At 43.4% G+C, this 13,580-nt stretch carries 9 protein-coding genes; 4 read left to right on the top strand and 5 right to left on the bottom strand.

Annotation, left to right across the window (positions count from 1 at the left end; all coding sequences use genetic code 11):
• Positions 1–29 precede the first annotated feature (29 nt).
• A complete protein-coding gene (gene devC / locus AC5590_RS01945) occupies positions 30–1,205 on the bottom strand; it encodes an ABC transporter permease DevC (protein ID WP_169262894.1) in 1,176 nt (391 codons plus the stop codon).
• Positions 1,202–2,509 carry an ABC exporter membrane fusion protein gene (locus AC5590_RS01940; protein WP_169262893.1) on the bottom strand — a complete coding sequence of 436 codons (1,308 nt, stop codon included), beginning with the start codon at positions 2,507–2,509 and terminating at the stop codon, positions 1,202–1,204. Before AC5590_RS01940 ends, devC begins: the two co-directional genes overlap by 4 nt.
• A gap of 467 nt (positions 2,510–2,976) precedes the next feature.
• On the opposite strand from AC5590_RS01940, the gene AC5590_RS01935 reads away from it, so the two are divergent.
• Together AC5590_RS01935 and AC5590_RS01930 are read left to right on the top strand one after the other, a co-directional pair.
• A complete protein-coding gene (locus AC5590_RS01935; protein ID WP_169262892.1) occupies positions 2,977–3,186 on the top strand; it encodes a hypothetical protein in 210 nt (69 codons plus the stop codon).
• A 123-nt stretch (positions 3,187–3,309) separates the two neighbouring features.
• On the top strand, positions 3,310–3,627 hold the full coding sequence (locus tag AC5590_RS01930) for a hypothetical protein (protein ID WP_169262891.1): 318 nt from the start codon (positions 3,310–3,312) through the stop codon (positions 3,625–3,627).
• A gap of 288 nt (positions 3,628–3,915) precedes the next feature.
• Here AC5590_RS01930 and pyrG read toward each other — a convergent pair whose 3' ends face one another.
• A complete protein-coding gene (pyrG, locus tag AC5590_RS01925) occupies positions 3,916–5,553 on the bottom strand; it encodes a CTP synthase (protein ID WP_169262890.1) in 1,638 nt (545 codons plus the stop codon).
• A gap of 201 nt (positions 5,554–5,754) precedes the next feature.
• Between pyrG and AC5590_RS01920 the strand changes: the two genes are divergently transcribed.
• Both AC5590_RS01920 and AC5590_RS01915 read left to right on the top strand, forming a co-directional pair.
• Positions 5,755–7,656, top strand: a complete 1,902-nt coding sequence (locus AC5590_RS01920) for an N-acetylmuramoyl-L-alanine amidase (RefSeq protein WP_169262889.1) — start codon at positions 5,755–5,757, stop codon at positions 7,654–7,656.
• A gap of 610 nt (positions 7,657–8,266) precedes the next feature.
• Positions 8,267–10,114, top strand: coding sequence for an FG-GAP-like repeat-containing protein (locus tag AC5590_RS01915; RefSeq protein ID WP_169262888.1), 1,848 nt, complete (start codon positions 8,267–8,269; stop codon positions 10,112–10,114).
• Positions 10,115–10,673: 559 nt separating this feature from the next.
• Here AC5590_RS01915 and AC5590_RS01910 read toward each other — a convergent pair.
• Together AC5590_RS01910 and argZ are read right to left on the bottom strand one after the other, a co-directional pair.
• Positions 10,674–11,213, bottom strand: a complete 540-nt coding sequence (locus AC5590_RS01910; RefSeq protein ID WP_169262887.1) for a DUF2085 domain-containing protein — start codon at positions 11,211–11,213, stop codon at positions 10,674–10,676.
• 61 nt (positions 11,214–11,274) lie between these two features.
• Complete coding sequence (argZ, locus tag AC5590_RS01905) at positions 11,275–13,386, bottom strand: bifunctional arginine dihydrolase/ornithine cyclodeaminase (RefSeq protein WP_169262886.1); 2,112 nt, start codon at positions 13,384–13,386, stop codon at positions 11,275–11,277.
• Between the last annotated feature and the right edge of the window lie 194 nt (positions 13,387–13,580).

Genomic DNA, 13,580 nt, shown 5'->3' with positions numbered 1-13,580 from the left:
GGTTGATTGCCCGGACATCACATAACATATTAAAACATATCAGCAGGATCAGCCGCTTGGAGTTTGCGGGTGGCGATCGCTCCAGAAATAACACACATAATGATTGTCAACATGAGCACCACCAAGGCTCGTGTTAAAGTCATGTATATGGGTAAATTTGTCGCCGTTCTTGTTAAATAATAAAGTCCCAAAGGAACTATTGTTCCTGGAATAAAGCCCAGAAATGCGAGGATAAGAGTTTCTTCAAAAATGATTGCTAAAAAGTATAAATTATGATACCCCATTGCTTTTAAGGTTGCGTATTCCTTCAGGTGTGCATTGACATCGGTAGAAAGAACTTGATAGACGATAATAATGCCGACTATAAACCCCATTGATACACCTAGACCAAAGATAAAGCCAATAGGGCTTTGTGTCTGCCAGTAGTTTTCTTCAAACTGGATAAATTCTTCATGAGTCAAAACCCTGACATCATTGGGTAAGTAAGCTCTTAATGCTGTTGCAACTTGCTGTGGATCGTAGCCCGGTTCAAGATAAACTAAACCCAGATTAATACTAGCTGCTTGTCGTCCGGGAAACAGGCGTAGAAAATTCTGATCACTGGTAATCAGGTTACCCTCAGCCCCAAAGGAAGTCCCCAATTGAAATAAGCCATTAATAGTAATGGTATGATTTTCTGCTTCGGTAGTAACAGTTTTACCTTGTTCAATTTGAGCAATTACTTGTTGATATTCCCCTCTAGAACCTTTGTCAAATAAGAAATTATCTGCAAACTTAATCTTATCCGACTGTTGGTTTATTTCTGGTAGCCCAAAAGCTGGTTGCTCAGGATTAACCCCTAGCACTTGAATGGAAGCTTCACGACGGGTTTGGGGATTTTTCCAGGTGATGAAACTCACATACAATGCTTCTGCCGACTTTACTCCTGATATCGAGGAAGCTTGGTACAGTCGCCGCCGGGAAAATGTAGACAGATTTTGCATATTACGAGCTTTGGGACTGAGTAAAACAATGTCTGTTTGCAAAACTCGGTTGAGCCGAGTATTACTGTCATAAAGTGCAGTCTGAAAGCCAAGCTGCATGAACATGAGCACATCAGCAAAAGCAATACCTGATAATGCGACAAGCAGACGGCTTTTTTCATGACTCAGTTGCAACCATCCCAGAGGTATTCGCTGGTATAACTGTTGTATGAATCCAATCAAAGTGAAATCACCACCTTAACTTGTAAATTGGTAAACTGAGCAGCTTTCTGGCTTGATGTGTGATCGAGTCGGATATGCACTTGGACAATTCGGGCGTCAATATTGGTACTAGGATCGGTATTGACGACACTCTGCCGACGCACCTGTAAACCTATCCGCTCCACTTTTCCTTGTAATTCACCAGGTAGAGAATCGCTGATGATCCGCACATCCTGCCCTATACGGATTTTGCTGATATCACTTTGGTAGACTTCCGCAACAGCATACATTTGGCTGGTTTGTCCAATCTCAACAATACCATTACTCGACACCACTTCCCCTGCACGTGTGTGTATATCCAACACTTGACCATCTTGGGGTGTTCGCACGTAAGCCTGTTGCAAATCTTTTTGAGCTTGATTGACTTGTGCGATCGCATCATCAACTTCTGCTTTTGCTGCTTCCACATCTACTGGACGCACTTCGGCTATTTTCTGGAGTGTGGCTTGAGCTTGGCTGATTTGTTTACTAAGCGTTGTGTTAATGCGGGTGAGAACAGCTTGAGCCTCGCTGATTTGGCTGCTACTCGTACCATCAATACGGGTGAGTATTGCTCTAGCTTCTTTGAGTTGCAGTGTTGCAGTGTCTACACTCAGGAGCTTACTATCAAATGAAGACTTAGAAATTGCACCATTCGAGTAGAGTTGCTGATTACGGCTATATTCGGCTTGAGCGTTGTTGAATTGGGCTTGCAATTTCTCAACAGTTGCTTGTTGCGCTATCTTATCGCCTTTGGACTGTGCTTTGAGTCGGGCGATCGCCTCCTGTTGTGCTGTCTTATCACCTTGCCACTGCGCTTTTAATTGGTCAACCGTAGCTCTTTGTGCTTCAATTTCACCGCGTTTTGCACCTGCTTGCACCATAGCAAGGTTTGCCTGTTTCACTTTTACTTGTTGCTGTGCTTTGATAACAGCAGCTTGAAGACGATCTTTGCTGTCAAGAATAGCAATCACCTGACTTGCTTTAACTTCCTGCCCCTCCTTCACTAACAATTGCTCAACTCGATTTTGTTGACTAGATGTTGGTGCAGAAACTTTAATCACCTCTCCCTGTGGTTCTAGCCTTCCCAAAGCAACGACTTTTATAATTTTAGGAATGCTGGGGCGAGACTTTTGGATCTCATTAAACTTGTGTGACTGTAACTGCCAGAACCTGTATGTTGTCACACTTACAACAACAAATGTTATGACAGCTGCGAGTATTGTGAGTGGGCGACGGCTATGCTTAAAGGATGAGGAACCGCTAGCTGTTGCATGACGCACCATAAGGTACTTCCTGTGGGACAAAATAAACTAAATAGTTTAATTTCTTTTTCAAAACTAAACTGTATAGTACAAACTTTCAATAAGAACTATCTACAGCCACTTTCAAGACAAGGAAAGACTGTTTACTGCTCTCATACAGCAACTGATACTGGAAAAATATTATGCATCATTTAACCCGCAAAAAGCTCAATTCATGGAAGGTGAGGCATCTGTTATCCTGCGTCACTTGGCATTGACAATTTTCTAGTGTATAAACATAGCGGAATTTCAGCACAATCAACTCCCTAAATCCTATATTCTTCGCTCACACTATGCGATAACGGGGTAATTCAACATTCAAAATTCTAAGTTTGAATTTGAGTAAATTTGAGCATGCTTCCTACGGAGGAAGTGTGAATTACGCTTAGCTTGTGCGTAACAACATAAAGAATACAAAAAGTAAAAAATCATACAAACAGGGGGATTTCATGTTTCATCGCCAGATTATCTCGATGTGTTTACTTCTGTCAGGGATCCCCGTATTAGTTCAAACAGCTGATGCTCAGATTCCTCCGCTTCCATCTCTTCCGGTTCCATCACCCAGCGCTCGTGTCGCTAACTCCTACAACAATCCGCTTACTCCTCAGATACCTAACGTGGCGACGACGGATGAAGCGGGAAGCCCAAAAGACGAATAAGACCGTCCTTATGCTAGTTGGATTTAGGGGGAAGCCCCATCTTCAACCGTTCGCGCAGCGTGCCGTCAGGCATAGGTAAGATGGGGTACTTCACGCACTCAACTACTAGAGAGTCTAATTTCCATGCTTCATCGCAAGATTTCGCCGCTTATGCTTGTGTCACCGTTCTCAGTACCAGCTACAACACTATCCACCTCTAAAAAAGGCAGTCCCCAGTCAGTTGACATGCCTCAGAGTATGGCTAGCGTCACAGACTTAGTGCTGCCTAACAACGATAAAGCCATAACACAAACCGAAGTTGAATTACTTATTACACAGGCGATTCGATACCACGAGTTTAGAACTACTGTCCACGCTATATTCATGATAGTTGTAGTTTACACAGCTGGGTTTTCTTGTGCCTTATTCTTGTTTATAAATCAGTGGACACCGCACCACTAATAGCGTTTCACTTTAAGGTTGATACAAATAGACAGCAGCGAGCAGAGGGAAAGAATAAAAGACCAATCATTTGTATCAGGCTTGATCGTGAATACGTTTCACTCGCAATGATCGTTTTACATTTAATTACGCCTACCTACTTAGCAATCGAGGTATAGCAATCCTAAATCATTGGTGAACAAGAAAATTCCCGAGTTCTAAAAGAAGTCGGGAATCTGAGCATGTGCCACTTATACACAAAGCGCAAGCACTTTCACGCAAATCAAATAGACTTGCTATAATGACTCTTTAAAAAACTTCCAGTGGTGTATGTACCTCAGAAGAAGGGTAATAACGAGCAATTGTCGCTTCGATCAAACCTTTAAATAAAGGATGAGGTGCACTGGGAGATGATTGAAATTCTGGATGAAATTGGCAAGCTATAAAAAACGGGTGATTAGGAATTTCGATAATTTCTACTAGGCGTCCGTCGGGAGAAGTCCCACTAATAAGATAACCAGAGTCTATAAAGACGTTGCGGTAAGAGTTATTAAACTCGTAGCGATGTCGATGGCGTTCATAAATAACTTCTTCTTGGTAAAGTTTGAAAGCCAAAGAGTTAGGAAGTAAGCGACAAGGATATAAACCTAAGCGCATTGTTCCACCCAAATCCATGACATCCTGTTGTTCTGGCAATAAATTAATGACTGGGTTTTGTGTATGTGGGTCAAATTCGGCGCTGTTAGCATCTTGTAATCCGGCTACGTCTCGTCCCCATTCTATGATTGAGCATTGCATTCCTAAGCACAAACCTAAGAATGGGATTTCGCGTCTTCGAGCGTATCTAATTGCAGCAATTTTGCCATCTACCCCCCGGACGCCAAAACCTCCTGGGACTACTATTCCATCCACACCTTCGAGATAGGTTTCGGCTGCTTCAGTTTCCAATTGTTCTGAATTCACCCAACGCAGGTGCAGTTCACTACTCATTGCAATTGCTGCGTGACGTAGCGCTTCCACAACCGAAAGATAGGCATCACTTAGCTGCACGTACTTACCGACAATCGCAATTTCCACTCGATGGCTGGGACTGTATAATTTTTCTACTAATGTTTGCCACTGCACCAAATGAGGTTGGTGTTGTTCCATGTTCAGCAATTCTAGTGTTTGCTGTGCTAGTCCTTCTCGTTCTAAATTCAGGGGAACTTCATAGATACTCTTAGCATCTTGAGATGGGATCACGCATTCTACTGGTACATCGCAAAATTCAGATAATTTGTTTTTTAACGATGTTGGCAGTGGGCGATCGCACCGACAAATTAAAATATCCGGTTGAATACCAATTGATCTGAGTTCTTTCACCGAGTGCTGTGTTGGCTTAGTTTTCATCTCACCCGCTGAGGCAATCCACGGTATCAAAGTGACATGCATATACACGACATTTTGCCGTCCTACATCTTTTCGGAATTGACGAATTGCTTCCATAAATGGTAGTGATTCAATATCTCCTACTGTCCCACCAATTTCTGTAATAACAACATCTGGATTTGTATCTTTAGCAACCCTAATAATCCGTTCTTTTATTTCATTTGTAATGTGGGGAATAACTTGGACTGTGCCGCCATTATAATCACCACGACGCTCCTTATTAATGACGGCTTGATAAATTGAACCAGTCGTCACACTATTCAACCGGGACATAGAGGTATCAGTAAAACGTTCGTAATGTCCCAAATCTAAATCTGTCTCAGCACCATCTTGAGTCACAAATACTTCCCCATGCTGAAAAGGACTCATGGTTCCTGGATCAACATTAATATAGGGGTCGAGTTTGAGAATTGAGACCGAATAATTTCTTGACTTGAGCAATCGCCCCAGACTTGCTGCTACAATTCCCTTACCAATACTAGAAACAACACCACCAGTTACAAATACAAACTTAGTCATACTATCTTTAATTTTGCGCAACTTCTAGAAACACACCTCGCCATTGTGCCACAGTCACCCCCTTCGAGAATTCAAAATTCAAAATTATAAATTTAAAATTATAAATTGATCATTTTAAATTTATTTTTGAATTCAACCCCCATACTTTTAGGGGGAGGTGCTTAACTCCGCTCTTGTTATCAATTATTCTTTTATTTTGACGTGAGATCACTTTTAGGATTAATCTTATTAAGCTCTATAGTCACCCCCTCTATCGCTTTGGCTCAAGAACAATCCCTGAAGGTTGTTTTTCCGAAAACAAACTACCAGACTACTGCACAGAAAATTTTCTTTCTTGGGACAGCACCAGCAAGTGGAGAGGTTCTGATCAATGATCAGCCAGTAACTCGTAGTAAGTCTGGTCATTTTGCCCCAAGTTTACCCTTACAGTTGGGAGAAAATCTTTTTACTGTCCGCTACCAAAATCAACAAATCCAGATTCGGGTGACAAGAGTTTCTACTCAACCGGAAGTCCCACAGGGGTTAGGCTTTGCCAAAAATTCTCTCACACCAGCGGTGGATATAGCCAAACTTCCAGGAGAACAAATTTGTTTTAGTGCTATCGCCCCTTGGGCGACTCCCTCTGGGAGTCTCGCCGCACCGAATGCGACGACTGTTTCTGTAAAATTGGGAAATCAAACTATTTCCCTTTTACCGCAACCTCAACAAGCACAACTACCAGCAAATTCTGCCGCCTTAACAGGGCAAAACCAACCCTCAACCCAGTCTAACGCGGGCAAGTATCAGGGTTGTGCGACAGTTCCTCAGTTTAATCCTTCACTGTATACCAACAACACTGTCTCTGCTGCTATTGCCGAGAACCAGACCAAAAATATAGATTTGGGTAAACCAGAATTCCAACTCACCCTGAATGGTAAAACAATAACTCAACTAGGAACTGGAAAAATCAGCATCCTCTCACCTGCACAGTTGGAAGTCGTAGAGATTATAGCAGACTCTGGAGTTGCGCGCACTGGTCCGAGTACAGATTATTCTAGACTAACACCTCTACCCAAAGGCACACGATCAGCAGTTACAGGACGTGAAGGTGAGTGGTTGCGTTTGGACTATGGTGCTTGGATCAATGGTAAGGAAACTCGTCCTTTACAAGGAGCAATTCCTCCACACAGTATCATCCGCAGTGTTGGCTATCGTAGACTTCCTAGTGTGACAGAAATGGTTTTCCCACTGCAAGTTCCTGTTCCAGTGAGTGTGCAGCAAGATGACCAAACTTTTACTCTCACTCTTCATAACACTACTGCTCAGACAGATATAATCCGCTTAGATGATGATCCTTTGATCTCTCGCTTAGATTGGCAACAACTACCACCCACTCTCCCAGGCGGACAGCCAGGAGTACAGTACACATTTAACCTCAAAAAAGCTCAACAGTGGGGGTATAAGCTGAGGTACGATAACACAAGTCTGGTGCTATCTTTACGTCACTCTCCTTTCATCTCTTCTGCTAATACTAGGGAAAGACGCGGGATGTTCGCCATACAAAAGCCGTTATCTGGAATCAAGATTCTACTCGACCCAGGACATGGAGGAAAAGAATCTGGTGCATCGGGACCAACAGGTTATTTGGAAAAAGATGTGAATCTGGTGGTTTCTAAGTTAGTGCGCGATGAGTTGGTGAAGCGAGGGGCGAAAGTGGTGATGACACGGCAAGATGATAAGGAAGTATCGCTAAGCGATCGTGTGGCAATGATCGATAAAGAAGAACCAGCGATCGCCATTTCTATACATTACAACTCCCTACCCGATGAAGGTGATGCTGAAAAAATTAAGGGAATGGGAGTCTTCTGGTATCATCCCCAAGCTCACAGCTTTGCAGTCTTTATGCAAAAGTATATTGTTAGCAAATTAGGACGACCATCCTATGGGGTCTTTTGGGATAATTTAGCACTGACACGTCCAGCAAGTGCACCTTCAGTTTTGCTGGAATTGGGTTTTATGAGTAATCCTAATGAATTTGAGTGGGTGACGAATGTTCAGGAACAAAAGAAGTTGGCAAAAGTCATAAGTGATGGAATTACTGAGTGGTTTCGTAGTGTCCGGTGATGCTTCGGCTAAATACAGCAGATTTAAAGTTCGTGAGGTACAAAAATACCCCATCCGCCCTATCGCGCGTGAGGGTTAGGCAGGGGTGTACTTTACTTACTAGCAAATTGCTGTATGTAGAACGTTCAATAACAGGGTTGTTATTGGTTATTTATGATTTAATACTGATGACAGTCTGAGAGTAGTATTCAATTAGATAGAACACACAACAATGTTGTGTGGCTATTATGTGATTTGTAATTTATACAAATCATACGTTGTGTCATAAAATATGCAAGGTAGACGTGCATGCTCTTAGTTCTTAAAGTTTTCTTATACCAAAGTTTCAGTTATTATTTAAATGATTTTTGGAATTAAGAAGCCACAATGTAGGTAAAATAATCATTTGTGACACTATACTTGGTATTGTCTTCTTCTTTTTTGATGTAATTGATCATACGTAATTTAATTTTATAGTAAAGTCAGTTGACTATCATTCGTATTAGTTTATACAATATTTTAGCAAATCAAATTGCTAGATCAGTAGCATCTACAACATAGGTAGTTTATATCACTATGTATTCCACTCACATCTTTCTCAAAATACTTTTTTCTTAACAAAGGATGAGCCATGGTACAGACTTTAAACGTTTCTGGAACAACCAACTATACGGCTGCCGCTACACCCCAAATTGTTGCCGCCAATTTAACTATTTCTGACCCCGCCGATAATGGCAATTTAAATGGTGTATCGGTCATTATCAACTCTAACTTCAACAAAGATCAAGACCAGCTTGGGATTAACGGACAGAACGGTACTAATGGCACTATCAATGGTCTGAACTGGAACTACAACACAACAACAGGGATTCTAAGCATAACTGGTACAGCTTCCAACCAAGCTTACCAGGATGCGCTACGCCAAGTTACTTACAGTAATAACAGTCAGACCCCCACTACAACACCGCGTAGCATTGAATTTAGTTTGGGAACAACCTTAGGAAGTGCAGACAACAACCACTTCTACGAGTTTGTCTCTGCTCCCAAAATTACTTGGACGGAAGCTCAGTCTGTAGCTGCTAGTCGTGAATACTTGGGACTCAAAGGTTACCTAGCAACTATCACCTCTGACAAAGAACAAAACTTCATTCAAGGCAAACTTCAAGGAAATGGCTGGACAGGAGGCAGTGATGGTGCCGTTGAGGGAGACTGGCGTTGGGTGACAGGACCAGAGACTGGAACAGCGTTTTGGATTGGAGATGCAACTGGTAATCCAGTTAATGGTCAATATAGCAACTGGGCACCTGGTGAACCGAACAACCTTTTTGGCAGCGAAAAATACGCCCACCTTATTGGTAACTCCGCCATTGGTCAAACTCTAATAGGTAAATGGAATGACCTTTCCGACAACGTGGAAACTGGAGAGTACATACCTCAGGGTTATATCGTAGAGTATGGTGGCTTACCAGGCGATCCAACTGTACAACTGACCGGTAGCGTCACAGTTAATGTGACTGGAAATGCTTCAGCTAATGTGAAAAATCCCGCTAAATTTGATTTCACTGGAGACGGCAAACCAGACATTCTGTGGCGGAACTATAAAACTGATGAGACTGCTATTTGGGAACTTGATGGTACCACATTAAAACAGGCGTACTCACTTCCAAAAACTCTAAATCCTGACTGGAAAATCCAAGGTCAGGCAGATTTTACAGGGGATGGCAAAACAGACGTCGTGTGGCGCAACTATGCTACTGGTGAGACTGGTTTCTGGCAAATGAATGGCAGCACCTTGGAAAAGGCAATCATAAGTACCCCAGTTGCTGATCTGAATTGGGAAATTAAAGGTGTATCAGACTTTACTGGTGATGGTAAACAAGATCTCTTGTGGCGCAATAAAAAAACAGGTGAAAATGGCATCTGGGAAATGGATGGCACCACTCTAAAAAAATCTACCTTGCTGACTTCAGCAGATATTTCCTGGGAAATCAAAGGTCTAGCAGACTTTACAGGTGACGGCAAAGACGAAATTCTCTGGCGCAATAAGACTACAGGCGAGAATGCAATCTGGCAGTTGGATGGTACTAGTCTAAAACAGTCTACACCACTGAGTGCATATGCAGGAGATACTTCTTGGGATATTGCCGGTCAGGCAGACTTTACAGGTGATGGTAAGGTTGACATTCTCTGGCGTAACTACCGCACAGGTGACAACGCTATTTTGCCGATGGATGGTACAAATCCACAACAAGCGATCGCGCTCAACAAACTAGATATTGGTTGGCAAGTCGCAGGGCTGGCAAACTTTACAAACGATGGTAACGTAGACATTCTCTGGCGCAACTCTGGTACTGACGAAACTGCTATTTGGCAGATGAATGGTACTAACTTAGCACAGGCGAGCGCACTCCCCAAAACTGGTGGTAATGCCTGGGAAATCATCTCCCCAACTTCCTTCCCAGCTGGAACGGTTGGATAAGAGCCATAAACTTGAGCCACTGCGTTCGTTACCGGGGTTCCCAAGGACAGTGCAAGTGGCGTATCGCGCAGGGCTTTGGCGTGAATGCTTTCCGAGGGCTAACCGCTCCCATGCTCCCTATGAAGAAAGAAGTAATGTCTAGACTTGTCTAGGTTTTATATAGCAGTAGATTGACTGTGTGATTCAATTCGTTTGCAGGCGTGGTAAATGTGGTAAGCGTTTACCACGCCTACGAGTTTTTATCAGTTATAGCAGGGAACGCTTAACAGGGAACACTTCGACTCTGAGTCCTATGTCCTCCGGACACGCTTCGCGAACGGACTGCGCTTGCGCTTACGACAAAGCTCACGGTGGCGCAGTGCATCGCTCTTAACAGACTTGAAAGTCTTTTGGTGACCGTGTTTTCTCATTAGTTGGTGTCCTAATCTACCTGATGACTGCTATATCAGTTTTTACTGTTCACCGTTCACTGATTGAAAATCCCCGTATGTAACCTGTTAACTGATAACTATTCAGTGTTCACTGTTTGAATTTTGAACAAATTCGCTTGCTCTGAGGCTCAAAACTTCTCATGAATTGGTACTCGCCGCCACTCGTGCAATATTGGCATAGTAAATAAACCCCATGCCAAACCAGTGATCAACCCAAAAGGTGTAACAACGTAATTATGAAAATTCCACCAACCCAAAACCTCTGCTGCCAATTCCAGTGGATAAGCCATCATTAACACACTAGCAAGCGCCGCACCACTCCAACCATACTGACTTAACCAGTAAAAACCTTTGCCACCTGTAACTCCATATAACAGACGCGTTATCAACAACCCTGTCACAGTACCGTAACAACGCATACACACAGCCATAATATACGGTGGTGACAATGCTACGCCCATATCCGGCTGCGGACAAACATGAACGCCCATAAAATAAATAATATTTGCAATTACGGGTAATATCGGCAACCCAGACGCAGCAAGAAATGGAGCTACAAGTGGTCCTACCACCATCCCAGCCAATAAAAAATCAGCGATTGCACTCACCCAACGAATTTGAAAATGCTGAGTAGAAGAACTTTTTTTAAAAACTAATCCTGGCAACATTTCTTTCTCTTTCGTTTTTATAAGGTGGGGAGCATTGCTACCCACCCTACTTTCTACTTTCTTAACTTACTTTAGCAGTATACGGACTAGTTAACTTCTGCAATTGCTGTAGCAACAAACTCAGGAACAACCCAACATCTGTCACCACACCAACTGATTCTATAGAACCTCTGTCACTCAACTTTGTCACCACCGCTGGATTAATATCCACACAAACCATCTTCACACCAGCCGGAGTCATATTCCCCACACCTATTGAGTGCAGCATACTCGACAGCATCAAAATCATATCTGCACCTTTGAGCAGTCGGGCGTATTCGGTTTGGGCTTTGATCAAATTCATCTCGGTATCGGGCAAAGGACCATCATCGCGAATCGAGCCAGCCAGACTGAATGGAACTCCATTACTAACGCATTCATACATGACACCACTCTGAATGATCCCAGCTTCAACAGCTTTGGCAATGCTACCATAGCGGCGAATGGTATTAATGACTTTTAAGTGATGGCGGTGTCCACCGCGTACAGCCACACCCCGTTTCATATCCACACCGAGAGAAGTTCCCATCATCGCTTGCTCAATGTCGTGGATGGCGATCGCATTTCCACCCAGTAGCGCCTGCACGTATCCTTCTCTAATCAGTTGTGCCAGATGTTCACCGCCTCCAGTGTGAATCACCACAGGTCCAGCCGTCACAACTACTTTACCACCACCATCCCTGATTTTACGTAATTCCCAAGCCACTTGCTCAACGACGAGTTCCACGCGTCTCTCGCTGGAAACCCCCGACGACATGAAGCTGAATTCTTCTGCATTGCGTCTTTCCCGTGATTCTGTTTTGCGGACGGTGCGAATACCTAGCACATCCACAACGACTTCTTCGCCGACTTCAACGTCGCGTAGTAGTTTACACTGTGCTACTATGCCTTTGGGTGTTCGAGTGATGGCGATCGCCCCATCCATCCGCTGATTCTCTACCTTCACCCATTCACCGTTAATCCGCACTTCGGTGGGATAAATCGTGCTTACGTAAAAATCATCAGGAGCTACCCCTGCTTGGGTAACCGGCTCTAATTTGGCATCGCGCTCATCTTGAGGCAAGTCCACCGCACCCAAATCAATCAGATGCGATATGATGCTTTCCATCACCTCATGGGAAGGCGCTGATACTTTTACCTTAGCTGCCGATGTACTTTGCCGCTGTTCTCCCAGTGAGAAATTTAGCACTTGGAAACTACCGCCGTTATCGACAATCAAATCCAAAGCGCGGTTAATCAAGCCAGAGTCAAGCAAGTGTCCTTCTAGGTTAAAGACGCGACTCTCCACCGACACATTGGCGTGAAGTTCTTCCCGTACCGGTTCGGTTACTCGTAGCGTCAAGCATTTAGCCGCACCACCAGCTTTGCGAAATTCCGTCAGTGGTGTTTCAATCACTCGAAAACCAACTTCTGCAAGGCGTGCTTTCAGTGGTTCGCTCGCCTTATTCATCACAACAATGCTCTCGATATTCACCGCATTGCAGGCAAAGTTTACCGCATCAGCTTCTGTAATAGCTATCCGCTTTTCTTGCGATACCCGCATTTCAATTAAGCGATTGGAGTAGGAATCAAACGCAGGTGGATAGTATAGCAGATAACCATTAGCCAGCGGACAGAAGCAAGTATCTAGGTGGTAGAAACGCTCATCAATCAGTCGCAACGACAACACCTCAATATCCAGCCATTTTGCAAGGTAAGGGTGAGAATCTAATTCTGTACGGAAACCGTATCCAGCCCAAAGCCAGCGTCCTTCCCGATCCAGTAGTGCGTCTCCTGCACCTTCAAAAGGTAAGTCTTTTGGCAATTCGTGGACAGTGTAACCGTTTTCTTCAAACCACTGGTTAAAATAAGGCTCTTCACCCTGACGCTCTTTATGTAAAAAGCGACTCAGTACCACTGTTTTTCCTAGTACCAAACCGGCATTTGCCGTAAATACCATATCAGGCCAGCCTTTTTGGGGTGGTACTATGTCAACAATTGCGTGTTCTTTGAGGATGTGATGCAGTTTGTCCCACTGTTCTACGGCACGCTCTTGCGATGACTTGTGAATGTTCCCTTCCATCCAGGGGTTAATCACATAGTCTACATCGTAGTAGTGAGGAGGACAGATTAAAAAGCGAATCTGGGAAGTCATATGGCTAGATGCTGTTAACTTTTATTTGATACAAGTTTTTACTCTTTTATAATGTATACATTAATACATACTTGTTTTTTTTAGATTAAGTTTTTGTATTTTTATGAATAAGAGGTGACACCAAGACTATGCTCTATTCTATCTTGCACAGGTAAACAAGCGTGAAAAAAGTGGGATTCTCTCACAATTGTAAA

This window comes from Brasilonema octagenarum UFV-OR1, assembly GCF_963888615.1.
Taxonomy (GTDB): domain Bacteria; phylum Cyanobacteriota; class Cyanobacteriia; order Cyanobacteriales; family Nostocaceae; genus Brasilonema; species Brasilonema sennae.
This window is presented reverse-complemented; position numbering and strand designations above follow the sequence as displayed.